12 protein-coding genes are annotated in these 12,739 nt (G+C 64.7%); 1 reads left to right on the top strand and 11 read right to left on the bottom strand.

The genetic code is table 11. From position 1 onward, the window contains the following. Positions 1 to 6: 6 nt before the first annotated feature. The gene (locus VUG52_RS06690; RefSeq protein ID WP_028692991.1) at positions 7 to 246 is read right to left on the bottom strand and encodes a sulfurtransferase TusA family protein; all 240 of its coding nucleotides are present in this window, start codon (positions 244 to 246) and stop codon (positions 7 to 9) included. Positions 247 to 353: 107 nt separating this feature from the next. Between VUG52_RS06690 and VUG52_RS06685 the strand changes: the two genes are divergently transcribed. Beyond that, a complete protein-coding gene (locus tag VUG52_RS06685; RefSeq protein ID WP_050704284.1) occupies positions 354 to 1,790 on the top strand; it encodes a M48 family metalloprotease in 1,437 nt (478 codons plus the stop codon). 142 nt (positions 1,791 to 1,932) lie between these two features. Here VUG52_RS06685 and nadA read toward each other — a convergent pair whose 3' ends face one another. The 10 genes from nadA to VUG52_RS06635 all read right to left on the bottom strand — a co-directional run bounded on the left by nadA (position 1,933) and on the right by VUG52_RS06635 (position 12,135). Then, a complete protein-coding gene (gene nadA, locus VUG52_RS06680) occupies positions 1,933 to 2,991 on the bottom strand; it encodes a quinolinate synthase NadA (protein WP_050704283.1) in 1,059 nt (352 codons plus the stop codon). Positions 2,992 to 3,267: 276 nt separating this feature from the next. After that, positions 3,268 to 4,779 carry a YdgA family protein gene (locus tag VUG52_RS06675; RefSeq protein WP_050704282.1) on the bottom strand — a complete coding sequence of 504 codons (1,512 nt, stop codon included), beginning with the start codon at positions 4,777 to 4,779 and terminating at the stop codon, positions 3,268 to 3,270. 105 nt (positions 4,780 to 4,884) lie between these two features. Then, positions 4,885 to 5,517 (bottom strand): GNAT family N-acetyltransferase, encoded by a 633-nt coding sequence (locus VUG52_RS06670; protein ID WP_331832606.1) that lies wholly within the window; start codon positions 5,515 to 5,517, stop codon positions 4,885 to 4,887. After that, complete coding sequence (locus tag VUG52_RS06665) at positions 5,510 to 6,634, bottom strand: MutS-related protein (protein ID WP_331832605.1); 1,125 nt, start codon at positions 6,632 to 6,634, stop codon at positions 5,510 to 5,512. Before VUG52_RS06665 ends, VUG52_RS06670 begins: the two co-directional genes overlap by 8 nt. Further along, positions 6,571 to 7,326, bottom strand: a complete 756-nt coding sequence (locus VUG52_RS06660; RefSeq protein WP_331832604.1) for a hypothetical protein — start codon at positions 7,324 to 7,326, stop codon at positions 6,571 to 6,573. The genes VUG52_RS06665 and VUG52_RS06660 overlap by 64 nt, the downstream gene beginning before the upstream one ends. After that, positions 7,301 to 8,494, bottom strand: coding sequence for a GNAT family N-acetyltransferase (locus tag VUG52_RS06655; RefSeq protein ID WP_050704279.1), 1,194 nt, complete (start codon positions 8,492 to 8,494; stop codon positions 7,301 to 7,303). The genes VUG52_RS06660 and VUG52_RS06655 overlap by 26 nt, the downstream gene beginning before the upstream one ends. Beyond that, complete coding sequence (locus tag VUG52_RS06650) at positions 8,484 to 8,609, bottom strand: hypothetical protein (protein WP_331832603.1); 126 nt, start codon at positions 8,607 to 8,609, stop codon at positions 8,484 to 8,486. The genes VUG52_RS06655 and VUG52_RS06650 overlap by 11 nt, the downstream gene beginning before the upstream one ends. A gap of 18 nt (positions 8,610 to 8,627) precedes the next feature. Then, entirely contained in the window at positions 8,628 to 9,671 is a 1,044-nt protein-coding gene (locus VUG52_RS06645; RefSeq protein WP_331832602.1) for a GNAT family N-acetyltransferase, read from the bottom strand. Further along, positions 9,655 to 10,962, bottom strand: coding sequence for an aminotransferase class I/II-fold pyridoxal phosphate-dependent enzyme (locus tag VUG52_RS06640; protein WP_050704277.1), 1,308 nt, complete (start codon positions 10,960 to 10,962; stop codon positions 9,655 to 9,657). The genes VUG52_RS06645 and VUG52_RS06640 overlap by 17 nt, the downstream gene beginning before the upstream one ends. 3 nt (positions 10,963 to 10,965) lie before the next feature. Beyond that, positions 10,966 to 12,135, bottom strand: coding sequence for a sterol desaturase family protein (locus tag VUG52_RS06635; RefSeq protein WP_050704276.1), 1,170 nt, complete (start codon positions 12,133 to 12,135; stop codon positions 10,966 to 10,968). Positions 12,136 to 12,739 lie beyond the last annotated feature (604 nt).

The following is a 12,739-nucleotide window of genomic DNA, read 5'->3' as shown; positions in this document are numbered from 1 at the left end:
AAAGACTCAGGCCTTGCGCAGCCAGTAGGTGTACACGCCGGCCTCGGCCGTTTCATGCAGCAGCGTATGACCGGCCAGCTGGGCGAAAGTGCGGAAGTCGCGCTGGGAACCGCCGTCGGTGGCGATCACCTTGAGCACCGCGCCACTGGCCAGGCGATTGAGTTCCATCTTGGCCTTGAGCAGCGGCAGCGGGCAGTTCAGCCCGCTGGCGTCGAGCTCGGCGTCGCTGGTCGGGGTGTCACTCATCGGGCGCGTCTCCGGGGTATGAACAGAAAGGTCTGGTAGGATACCGCCACTGGTCGGCATCGCGCGACCCGGCTACAGTAAGGCTTTTCATCGACGCGAGCTTCTGCATGAATCTACTGCGCCCCACCCTGTTGACGCTGGCCTGCCTGATGGCCCTTCCCGGCCACGCCGACGACCTGCCGTCACTGGGCGACGCCAGCTCCGCGATCGTCTCGCCGCAACAGGAACACCAGCTCGGTCGCGCCTGGCTGAGCCTGTTGCGCGGCCAGGTCAACCAGCTGAACGACCCGCAGCTCAAGGACTTCGTCGAAACCAGCGTGTACAAGCTGGCCGAGACCAGCCAACTGCAGGACCGGCGCCTGGAGTTCATCCTCATCGACAGTAAGGAACTCAACGCCTTCGCCGCGCCAGGCGGTATCGTCGGGGTCAACGGTGGCCTGTTCCTCAATGCGCAGACCGAAGGCGAGTACGCCTCGGTCCTGGCCCACGAACTGGCGCACTTGTCGCAGCGCCACTTCGCCCGTGGCGTCGAAGCCCAGCAGCGCATGCAACTGCCAATGATGGCCGCGCTGCTTGCAGGTATCGTCCTGGCCGCCGGCGGTGGTGGCGATGCCGGCATCGGTGTGATTGCCGGCACCCAGGCGGCGGCGATCCAGGAACAGCGACGCTTCTCCCGGCAGAACGAACAGGAAGCCGACCGTATCGGTATCCTGAATCTGGAAAAAGCCGGTTACGACCCACGCAACATGCCCAGCATGTTCGAACGCCTGGCGCGCCAATACCGCTATGACGCCAAGCCGCCGGAATTCCTCCTTACCCACCCGGTGACCGAGTCGCGGGTAGCCGATACCCGTAACCGTGCCGAGCAGGCGCCCAAGGGGGGCGTCGAGGACAGCCTGCGTTACCAGCTGATTCGTGCACGGGTACAGCTCACCTATGAAGGCACCCCGGGCCTGGCCGCCAAGCGCTTCCGCGCCCAACTAGACGAGAATCCACAAATGGACGCCGCGCGCTATGGCCTGGCGCTGGCGCAGATCAAGGGTGGCCAGCTCAACGAAGCACGGGAGAACCTCAAGCCACTACTGGCCAAGGCGCCCAACGACATTACCTACAACCTCGCGCAGATCGACCTGGACATCACCAACAACCGCCTGGCCGATGCCCAGCAACGCGCCCAGCGCATGCAGGCGCTGTACCCGGCCAACTATCCGTTGAAACAGGTGCGCGCCGACCTGCTGATCAAGCAGAACAAGCCGGCCGAGGCGGAGAAGGTGCTGGACGACCTGGTCAAGAACCGTCCGGACGACCCGGACGTGTGGTACGACGTCGCCGAAGTCCGCGGGCTGTCGGGCAACACCATCGGCCTGCACCGTGCCCGCGCCGAGTACTTTACCCTGGTCGGCGATTTCGACCAGGCGATCCAGCAGCTCGACTACGCCAAGCGCCGCTCGGGCAGCAACTTCCCGCTGGCCTCGCAGATCGACCAGCGCCAACGCGAGATCATGGAGCAGCAGCGGATGGTCAAGGAGATGATGGGGCGCTAGGCGTCAGAACCGATAACCCTGTAGGAGCGGCCTTGCGCCGCGAAAGGGCCGCAGAGCGGCCCCTGTTTTTTGCGTGACCCTGAACATCCTGGGGCCGCTCTGCGGCCCTTTCGCGGCGCAAGGCCGCTCCTACAAGGTGATGTCAGGCGTTGCCCGACAACTTCAACCGCGCCGCCTGGGTGAAATCGAGCATGCGGTTCAGCGGCTTGATCGCCTTGGGAATCAGCGCAGGCTCGACGAAGATCTCGTTGCTGCCCTTGCGCAGGCAGTCCAGCGTGCGCTCCAGGGTGTTCATCGCCATCCACGGGCAGTGCGCGCAGCTGCGGCAGGCCGCGCCGTTACCGGCGGTCGGCGCCTCGACGAACTCCTTGTCCGGGCACAGCTGCTGCATCTTGTAGAAGATGCCGCGGTCGGTGGCGACGATGAAGGTCTTGTTCGGCAGGGTCTGCGCTGCCTTGATCAGCTGGCTGGTGGAGCCCACCGCGTCGGCCAGTTCGATCACCGCTTCCGGCGACTCCGGATGGACCAGGATCGCCGCGTCCGGGTACAGCGCCTTCATGTCGGCCAGCTGGCGCGACTTGAACTCTTCGTGAACGATACAGGCACCGTCCCACAGCAGCATGTCGGCACCGGTCTGCTTCTGGATGTAGCGGCCCAGGTGCTGGTCAGGGCCCCAGATGATGGTTTCGCCGTTGTCCATCAGGCTTTCGACGATTTCCAGCGCGCAGCTGGAGGTCACCACCCAGTCGGCCCGGGCTTTCACCGCTGCGGAAGTGTTGGCGTAGACCACCACGGTGCGCTCGGGATGCTGGTCACAGAAATCCGAGAACTCCTTGACCGGGCAACCCAGGTCGAGGGAGCAGGTCGCCTCCAGGGTCGGCATCAGCACGCGCTTTTCCGGGGTGAGGATCTTCGCGGTTTCACCCATGAAGCGCACCCCCGCCACCACCACGGTCTCGGCGGGGTGATTCTTGCCGAAGCGCGCCATCTCCAGCGAGTCGGACACGCAGCCGCCGGTTTCCTCGGCCAGGGCCTGGATCACCGGATCGCAATAGTAGTGGGCCACCAGCACGGCGTTCTGCTTTTTCAGCTCGGCGGCGATGGCCGCACGGTATTCGGCCTCCTGCGCGGGCGTCAGCGGGTTGGGCTGCTTGGCATCGAGGTGGGCCTGGACCAACAGGCGTTCGGAAATCTGGGTCATGATCGCTGGACCTGCGGGGCGCTTGAGCGCGTCAGTCGAGTGTATCACCCGGCCCTGGCAGATCGGCTGATGGTGCCGGACGGCCAGCGTCTCGGCCCCTCTGCGGGCGCGGATTCTTATCGGACGCGAAGGCTACAGGCAATCGGAGGGATGCAAAAGAGGTTTTTACGTTGGCCGCCCCAATGCAGTCGCGAGGCCCGCTCCCACGAAGCCATCCAATTCATGGCGACTTCGTGGGAGCGGGCTTGCCCCGCGAAAGGGACCGCGAGCCAGCAATCAGCCCTGCGGCTGGAGTGCCGCCAGGTGGCCGCTGATCAGCATGGCGAACTCTTCGACGGTCATCTTCTTGCCGTTGAAGTCTACCATGCCGTCGGCGTATTGCAGGCTCGACACCACGTCGCTGCCCTGCACCGTGGCCATGCCGCTCTGCAGCGCCATCATGCCGACCATTTCACCGGCCTGGCTGGACTGCTGGGCGATGGCCTGGGCATCGGTCTCGCCCTCGAGCAGCGCCTGCAAGGTGGCCAGGTCGGCGACCATCGGCTTGGAAACGCTGAGCTTGGCCTTCAGTTGCGTCAGCAGCTGCTTGCCCAACTGGTCAGGCGGCAGGTCGAACGAGCTCGGGCTGGCAAAGTCCATCGCCAGGTTGAAGTGGCTTTCGCCATTGGCGGTCTTGAATGCCAGCTTCTCCACCGCCACCTGCGGCTTGGCCACCAGCAGCTTCTGCAGGTCGCCCTGGACCTTGGCCTGCTCCTCCGGGGTCATCTCCAGCGACGGCGCCTCGCCATCGGCGGCGGCCTGCTGCATCTGCGGCAACTGGGTCTGGTACCACTCCATCAATGCCTGCATGGCCGGAATGTCGATGGACTTCATGGTCAGGACCATTTCCGCGCTGCCCACCTTGCGGCCGGCATAGCTGATGTCGTCGACCTTGTATTCCAGGCGCCCGGCCAGCTTGTCCTTGTCCTCGCCCTCGGCGTTGTACAGGTTGTTCTGCTGCAGACCCTTGAGCACCAGCACTTCCTGCTTCGGCCCGAAGGTCACCTGGGTGTCGGCCAGGGCCAGATCGAAGTTGCCGACATAGACCATGTCGTGGGCGGTCTCAGTGAGCTTGCCACCGGCCTTGAAACCGTTGAGCAGGATCTTCACCGGCGCCTGCTGCTCGTCGACGAAGTTCAGCTCGAGGCGCTCGGCGCTGCTGTGGATCTCCACCACCTTGCCTTCGCGGTCGCCGCGCAGCTTGAGCTGCAGGCCGGAGAAGTCCAGGACATTGCCGCCGTCTTCCTTGAGCGTGACCGGTGCCAGGCGGATGTCGCTGTCGATGCTGCCGCCATAGCCGAGGCTGACCTGGGCGGTGACCGGCGCCTTGTCGCCGGCGGCGGTGAACCAGCCGCTGGTGAAGTCATCCTTGTCCAGCGCACTGTTGCTGGTGGCCATGACCGGCATCAGCTTAAGGGCCTTGACCCGCGACCACGGGAACGGGCCGTGCTCGATCTGGTCGGTCACGCCCACCTGGAAGTTCAGTGCCTCGGCTTCGCCGACCTGCACGTTCTCGGCCTTCAGGCGGTAGTGCGCGGTGCTGGTGAAGAAGTGCTGGTCCAGCGAGACCAGCTCGATGGTCATGCTGCCACCGTTGCCGGCCAGGGCTTTCTTCAGTTCTTCGTTGCCGCGGGCAACGGAGCGCTCCAGCTCCGCGGGCAACTGCTTGCCGGTGTACCAGGCGCCAGCGGTGGTTGCGACGGCGATGGCCACGGCCAGACCGGAAAGGATGCCTACTGATTTCTTCATGAATAGAACCGATTGCTGTCCATATAGGGCTGATAGGCCCCCTCGAATGGGGGTATGCAAGATTAGCACTGACCGGCCCGGCGTGAGACGCAAGTTTTCGCATCGTTATCCGCGGTTGCCCAGATCCAGGCTCATGCGCAACTGGTCGGCGAACAGAAAGCCGTCGCAACACACCCCCGGTATCTCGCTGTCAACCTGGAAACCATGGGCCCGGTACAAGCGCCGCGCCAGCTGGTTGTCGGTGTCCACATCCAGTTGCAGGCGCCCATGCCCCGCCGCCCGTGCCCGGGCGATGGCGCCTCGCAGCAGCCGCGTGCCAAGCCCCCGCCCGCGCGCCTGGGGCGCCACGGCCAGGTTGTACAGCCACAACGCATCGTGACCGGGCCGCGGATGGCGCGCCACCGACCGCTGCAGGCGGCGGATCACCCGCAACCCGGACAACCCCGGATAGAAACGCAGTATCGAGGTGAGCAGGGCCAGGTCGAAACGGGTCTTTTCGCGGGCACCAAGCGTAGCCACAACCCCTTGGCACTCCCCTGCCTGCAACAGCACCCGATGCCGGGCATGGCCAAACCAGCCCAGGTTGCGGGCAAAGGCGTGCGCCAGGTAAGGCTCCAGATGGCGTGTCCCGTAGATGAACGCCAGGGGTTGCGGCGCGATGCTGGCGACCAGCGGCACGACCTGGCCGACATGCCCGGCATCGGCGAGCTGCCCGCCCATGTCCAGTGTGTCAGTCACCCTTGAGCACTCCCATGCTGCGCAACAGGCGAATGGCGTTGGTGTTGCGCGAAATGCCGTGGCGCAGCTGATAGTTGAAGCGCAGCGCCTGTGCCTCGCCCTCTTCGAAACCTTCTTCGAAGTAGATGTTGCGGCCCAGCCCCTGGAGTTCAGGCGCCGTGGCCAGCGCCACGTTGTGGGTGGTGAGCATGCCCAGTGCCTGATGAGCGCAGAGGGTGCGCAGGATCTCGATGATCGCCAGGTTGCGCTCCTTCTCGTTGGTGCCCTTGAGCAGCTCGTCGAGCAGGTACAGCACCGGCTCCGCTGCCTGACGCACGGTGTCGATCACCGCCTTGACCTGCATGACCTCGCTCATGAAGTACGACAACCCCTGTTCCAGCGAGTCGCTGACCGAGATCGACGAGACCATGCGCATCCGCCCGAAAGCGAAATGCCGCGCCGCCACCACCGAGCCGGCCTGTGCCAGGCGCAGATTGAGGGCCACGGTACGCATGTAGGTGGTCTTGCCCGACATGTTGGAGCCCGTAATCACCGTGACCCGCCCCGGTACCAGCTCAATCGGGTTGGCGACCGCCCGCTCCGGGTGAATCAGCGGATGACAGGCCGCCTCGGCATGAATCTCGGCCTCGCCGATGGCTTCGGCCCAACACCAGCCCGGGTTCTCGTCCGCCAATCCGGCAAAGGCTGCCAGGGCCTCCAGCTCGGCGACCACCTCCAGCCACTCGGGCAAGCGACGACATTGCTCGCGCTTCCAGCGGGCCAGGGCACGGGCGCAATGGAAGTCCCAGAGCAGCAGGGCCTGGGCGAACACGCTGACGGTCGGGTTGTGCCGCAACCGGGCGTAGCCGAGGATGCCGTCAAGCTGGCGAATCGCCGCTGCCGGTGCCCGGCCATCGGCCTGCAGGCGCGTCACCTGGCGGCTCAGGCCCGGGCTGTCGAAGCGCTGCGCAACGGCCAGGGCCAACCAGTCCGACAAGCCACCAAGCGCATCGGCGGTATCGTCCGCACCGTCGAACACCTTGTGCCAGGCCTTGGCCCGCCAGCCGTAGAACATCAGATTGACCACGATACAGGCCAGCAACGCCAACGGCGGCACCACGCCGGCCAGCACCGCCACGACGCCACCCAGGCTGGCGAGCGTGCAAGCAACCCCAGTACGACCTGCGCCGGCGGGAACACCCCGGCATCCACCCGAACCACCCATGCGGCCAGCCGCCCCAGCCCGTAGCCACGCGCATTGATCTGCAGCGCGTTAGCCGCCAGGGCCTGACGCAGGCTCCGGCGCTCGACCAACTCGGCAATGGCCGCCTGGCGCTCGGCCAGCTGGGCCGTGGTGGCCGGCAGGGTCAGCCAGGCGGCGATGCGTTCCTCACCCAGGCTGGTGGACTGGCTGAACAACAGCTGGCCCAGCGATGCCGGGCCAAACAGGTTGATGTCCAGGTCCTGCTTGTCGAACAGTGGACGCAGGCTGGTTGGACACGCGGGCAGGTCGTCGAAACGCCGGTCCAGCCGTGCCAGGGCCCACTGATTGAGCGTATCCCGGTGCTGTTGGTGGGCGATACGCTCGCGCAGGCCGGCATGACGCCGGACCAGCGCCACGAACAGCGCCAGGCAACCGCCGAAGGCCAACCACAGCCATGGCGCGAAGCCGTTCTCATAGCCATGCCAGGCCAGGGTGGGCATGGCCAGGAACACCAGCAGGCGCGCCCACTCGGTCTTGCGCAGGCGTGCCGACAGCCGGACGGCCTGTTGCCGATGACGGCTCGACCTGGCCGTGAAGTCGTCACGCAGGGCCTGCCGGTTCCGCATCTGACTGGGCGGAGGCGCGGAAGATGCGGCGCTGGCCGGGCTGCTTGATATCGAACATTTCTGCGACATGAGGTCCTAGGATCCTGTTCAGGACGGGGTTCTTCAGCTTCAGGTACAGGCCGCTGCCGCTGAGCTGCGAGCCGAGGTTCTGCTTGACGAAATAGTTGGTGATGCCGAGGTCGACCCGCTCCGTGGCCGGCGAGGCAAACCGGCGCAACAGGTCGATGTGCAGCACATAGTAGGCGTTAACCGGCAGGTCCACGGCATAGTCACGGCCGAACAGGAACGGGTTGATGACCCGCTCGCCCACACCGCTGAGCACGAACGCCACGGCCCGGTCATTCGGATCAAGCAACACCGAGAACACGGCCTGGTCACTGCCTTGCAGGCGCTGAAGGAAAGCCAGTGGCAATTGCTCGCGCTGGTACTCAGTCGCATGCCGGTGTGTACACACATACAGCTCGTACAGCCGCTCCAGGCCGGGCACCTCGCCCTCATGGTGAAGCACCCGGTAACCGGAGGTTTCGAAACTGCTCAGTGCCTTCTTGAGGATCTTGCGGCTGTTGGCCTTGAGCCGGGCGTAATGCCCTGCCCAGTCCAGGCCGTGCAGGTGGATGAGTGCCAGGGGGTAGTTGTGGCAATGACGAAAGCCGCGCCTGTGCAGCAGGCCGTCGAATGCGGCATGACTGGCGTTCTCGCGGTCCAGGTCACGCACCACGTGCACCCGGGCCTGCGGCAGCGCCCGTTCGGCACTGGTCACCAGCAGCGCGAACAGTTCGTCCTGGTCATGCTCCGGCGCTACCCACCAGTGCTGCCCTGCCGTTTCGAAACAGCCCAGCATGGCCACCCGCAGCATGCCGATCCGCGGCACCAGCCGCCGCAGCGGGCCAACGCCACGGCGCAACCAGGCTGGCGCTTCGGCCATCAGGTCCAGGTCCTGCTGGGTGACGAACAGCATCCCGGCGACTTGCGCCGATCCAGGCCGGCGCGCCACCAGGTAGCGGTAGTCACGATCGTGGAAACAAGCCTCGACCACCTGCATGAACGCGTGGCTGCGAAACGGATGATGGAAGGCCAGGGTGCTGTCCCACAGGCTCTGGTCGAGGTCGTCGATGCTGTCGAAAACCTGCACCTGCCAGGTATCCAGGTCGTAGGTTTCAATCAGCATGGTCGAGCAATCCTTGGGCCTTGAGACTGTCCAGGTAGGCATCGTGGTGCTTGAACACATTGCGCAGCGCCGGAATCTGCGGCGCCGGGAACAGTCCGTCGCGCAGCAGGTACAACAGTCGGTTGACCCAGCCTCAACGATGGCGGATGTAGAAATACAGCGGTGAGGAAACGGCCCCGATGCTGAACTTGGCCTCGTAGCTGGTCTGGCCCAGCTCGATGTACGGCACGCCACGACGCTCGGCCTCCTCGACGATGCGGTACAGGCAGTTGAAATACAGGCTGCCGGCATCGCGATAGGCGTAATCGATGCCCAGGTACAGCGGATGCAACGCATCGCCCGCGAGGAACAACTCGAACGCCACCAGACGCTGCTCATCGAAGCAGAGCAAGGCGTAGGCCTGGGTACCAAGGCAGTGGCAGACCTCACGGAAGAACGCTTCGGAGAGACGCTCGAATCGGGTGCTGGAGCGTTCGAGCACGTTCAGGTAGAGCCGATGCATTTGTGTTGCATGATCGGCGAAGTTCACTTCGACCACCCAGCGCAAGCCCGCTTCGTCGAACGTCCTGCGGCGCTTCTTCAATACGTTGCGGTACTTGCTGAGCATGTTGTCGACATAACCCATGCCATTCACCGCCGCAGTGCTCACAAAGGTGGTGTCGGGGCTGCGGCACAGCAGGTAGTGCTCGCCGAACGCCGCTGAAAGCCGCCGCTGCAGGGCCTGGTCGAACTCCTTGAGGCAGACGAACCCGATACCCAACGCGTCGGCCTTGGCCTGCAATTCCTGATGCAGCATCGCAAGCACCGGATCCCAGGCCCCCTCCCGTACCCCGGGCAGGCCCAGCAGGTCGGAACAGATCGCCAACGGGCTGCCGATGACGAACAGGCGTGCCTTGAGCAAGCGCCCGTACACCCTGCGCGCCTGCCGCACCACGGCCTGAACCTCCACCGGCGCGAGGTCGGACAGCGAATAGTCCATCACGAAACACGGCACGATGCCGACCAACCGCCCGTCACGCAGCACCCTGAGGTAATGAAAGCTGTCGACGATGCCTGCTCGCTCCAATGCCTGCTGCAGTTCGTACGAGGCGGTCACCCTGCCGGCGCCGAAGCAGGCCTGCCATTCGCTCCTTCCGATATCACTCAGTTGCCGGGTCCACTCAAACACGACGGCCATCCCGGGCTCCGTGCGCATCGATCAGCCGCAGTGTCCGGCCAACGTCGGTGATGGCCTCGATGCTGTAGTCGAGTTCTTCTCGGGTGAGATTGGCACTGAGGTTGATGCGCACCCGGGCACGCGAACGGCTCACCGCCGGGTGAGCCACCGGATTGACGTAGACGCCGCGCAGGTGCAAGGCCTTGGCCAGCTCGTAGGCCTTGTGCTCTTCGTAGGTCATCAGCGGGATGATGCTGCTGCGTGTGTCGAGCAGGTCGAAGCCACGGGCGCGCAGGGTCGCGACAAAGTACTCGGTCTTGTCGCGCAATTGCTCGATGATCTGTGGCGAAGCCTCCAGCACATCCAGCGCGGCGATGATCGAGGCCAGCACAGGGGGCGGCAGCGACGCCGAGAAAATGTAAGGGTTGGCGCCTGCACGCAAGAGGCTGGCGGTTTCATGGCGAGTGGCGATGAAGCCGCCGACACCCGGCAACCCCTTGCTCAGGCTGCCGGTCAGCACATCGACCTGCCCCGCTACCCCGAACAACGCCGGCGTGCCCCGCCCATGGGGCCCCAGGTGCCCCGTGCCATGGGCATCGTCGACGATCAGGAAGGCGTTGTAGCGCCTGGCGAGTTCGGCGATCCGGTCCAGCGGAGCAAGGTCGCCGTCCATGCTGAACACGCCATCGGTGACAATGAACTTGCGCTGTTGCGCGGGAAGGCGCTGCAGGTGACTCTCCAGGCTGCGTAGCGAGGCATGGCGGTAAGGCACTACCCGCGCCGCGCTCAGACGCAGGCCATCGACGATCGACTGGTGATTGAGCATGTCGCTGAGCACCACGTCGCCCTCGCGGCACAGGGTTCCCAGGGCTGCCAGGTTGGCGGCGAACCCCGACGAGAAGGTGATCACCGCCTCGACCCCGAGGAACTGCGCCAGGCGCCGCTCCATCTCCAGGTGCAGCTCGCTGGTACCGTTGAGCAGGCGCACGCCGCTGGAGGTGGTGCCGTAATGGCGTATGGCGTCGATGGCCGCCTCGTTGATACGGGGATGGCCATTGAGCCCGGAGTAGTTGTACGACCCCAGGTGCAACACGTCACGGCGCTCGGGGACCCTGGCATGCTCGCTGAAGCTGACCGAGGCATGCTTGGTCGGCATCGAATGGAACACCCGCCCGATGACGTCCATGTAGCCCTGCCCCACCAGACTTTCGAGGCGTTCGAGCAGGCTCTCCAGGGCCTGGTTGTCGCGGGCCAGCCGCTGGGGCTGCGCCCCGTCATCGGCCGAGCCCCGCAAGGCGCTTGTCGGGTTCATCAATCACTCCTTGATCAACAATGGATTGCGCCGCACGGCCAGCAGGGGCAGGCAGCAGCTCAGGATTGCCAACAGCAGCAACCAGGCTCCGCCGGTCGCCTGCCACCACAGGAACAGGCTGGCCAGCGCCAGCCCCAGATACAACGGCCAGCGCAGGTGCGCCAGGCCGGACTCGCGGTGGCCGGCGCTATTGGCCGCCAACAGGAATGCGAGCGCCGCCAGGGCCGCCTGCCCCGGCGGCAGGACGGCGTACTGGGTCACCAGGAAAAAACCGAGGAACAAGGCCGGCAGGTAGTCCGGCCAGGCGAATGCGCCCAGCCCCAGGCTGGCGTGTTGCTCGACGACCCGGGTATGCGCCGGACTGCCGAACAGCACCCGCAACTTGCCACGCAACCCGCTGGCTTCCCGCGCCGAACGCAGGCAATGCCGATAGAGGAAGAAGTTCAGGTGGCCAGGCGAGCCCGGCTGGCTGATCGGCGTGGTCACCCCGTAACGCACCGGTTCCTGCGGCAGTTCACGCTGGTAAGTACCGAACAGGCGGTCCCAGATCACCAGGAAACAGCCGAAGTTCTTGTCCAGGTAGCGATCGTTGCTGGCGTGATGGACCCGATGCTGGGACGGCGTGACCAGGATTCGCTCCAGCACGCCCAGCTCAGGGATCAGTGGCGAATGGATGAAGAACTGGTAGATCAGCTGCGCGGCCACCACCAGCAGGTAGTGTTGCAGGGGGATGCCCAGCACCGCCATGGGCAGAAAGAACAGCCAGACGGTGAAATTGCCCAGCCAGCCTATGCGCACTGCGGTCGTGAGATTGAAGGCGGTACCGCAGTGGTGGATCAGGTGATTGCACCAGAGCAGCGCGCATTTGTGATGGGCCCAGTGATTGACCCAGTACAGGAAGTCATAGACGAGGAAGGCAAAGGCGATGTTCGCCCAGGGGCTGCCCAGGTCCAGCCCCAGTGACCAATGGCTGTGCAGGTAAGCATAAAGCCCGAGGCTGGTCGCGGCGAACAGCACGCCGACCGCCAGGTTGCCGATGCCGAGGACGAAATTGACCAGTCCCTCGGCCGGGTGCCAGTCCGCTGTCCGGCGCCAGGCCAGCCATGCCCCCTCGACCACGATCGAGCCGAGTACCAGCACCAGCAGGTAATCCAGAAACGCCGCGCTCTCCATGCCAGCTCCCTTGCCCAGGGCGTGCCAGGATTGGCGCGCCAGCAGACTCCTGATCCGTGGAGCCCGGCCCGGCCAACCCGTTGCAGGGCCGCCAGGCGAGTACTCTTACTAGAACGAATCACCCTAGAAGGGATAAAGGAAAAATCCATGACAGCCGTCGCAAGCGCGACGTATTTCGTCACAGCACATTTCAGGTAAGCGTTAATTTTTATCAACACACATAACGAGGAAAACACTCAAAAAACGACGAGAAAACCAAAATAGCGACTAGTCGTTCAATAAAAATTCACAAAACCCCGACATGCTGTCGTGTTTCACTTGACACCCCCACCCCCTTCGTCGTTTATTTTTCCCGCTTTGCGTCGCGCCCGATAAACCACAACTACAGGCAAGCGCCCCGATCATGCCGATCCCGTCCTCGAATCATCTTCGCCACCCCCTCGTGCACGTCCGCCATCCACGCCCCGGCCCCTCGATCGGCTGATCCGCGTACCTTCTGCCACGCCCTCGGGCGTTACCTGCCGCTCCAACTACAAATGGTGAATAACATGGAGCCCATCCGCACGTCCTTGCCGCACACCTCCGTCTGCCCCCCAGAGGAGGC

It is taken from the genome of Pseudomonas sp. LH21 (assembly GCF_036549575.1).
Taxonomy (GTDB): Bacteria; Pseudomonadota; Gammaproteobacteria; order Pseudomonadales; family Pseudomonadaceae; genus Aquipseudomonas; species Aquipseudomonas peradeniyensis.
This window is presented reverse-complemented; position numbering and strand designations above follow the sequence as displayed.

Excerpts from the sequence above, each read along its gene's own strand:
- VUG52_RS06690 (WP_028692991.1), bottom strand. The coding sequence starts at position 246 with ATGAGTGACACCCCGACCAGCGACGCCGAGCTCGACGCCAGCGGGCTG.
- VUG52_RS06645 (WP_331832602.1), bottom strand. The coding sequence starts at position 9,671 with ATGGCCGTCGTGTTTGAGTGGACCCGGCAACTGAGTGATATCGGAAGG.
- VUG52_RS06685 (WP_050704284.1), top strand. The coding sequence starts at position 354 with ATGAATCTACTGCGCCCCACCCTGTTGACGCTGGCCTGCCTGATGGCC.
- VUG52_RS06675 (WP_050704282.1), bottom strand. The coding sequence starts at position 4,779 with ATGAAGAAATCAGTAGGCATCCTTTCCGGTCTGGCCGTGGCCATCGCC.
- VUG52_RS06660 (WP_331832604.1), bottom strand. The coding sequence starts at position 7,326 with ATGCGGAACCGGCAGGCCCTGCGTGACGACTTCACGGCCAGGTCGAGC.
- VUG52_RS06635 (WP_050704276.1), bottom strand. The coding sequence starts at position 12,135 with ATGGAGAGCGCGGCGTTTCTGGATTACCTGCTGGTGCTGGTACTCGGC.
- VUG52_RS06655 (WP_050704279.1), bottom strand. The coding sequence starts at position 8,494 with ATGCTGATTGAAACCTACGACCTGGATACCTGGCAGGTGCAGGTTTTC.
- nadA (WP_050704283.1), bottom strand. The coding sequence starts at position 2,991 with ATGACCCAGATTTCCGAACGCCTGTTGGTCCAGGCCCACCTCGATGCC.
- VUG52_RS06640 (WP_050704277.1), bottom strand. The coding sequence starts at position 10,962 with ATGAACCCGACAAGCGCCTTGCGGGGCTCGGCCGATGACGGGGCGCAG.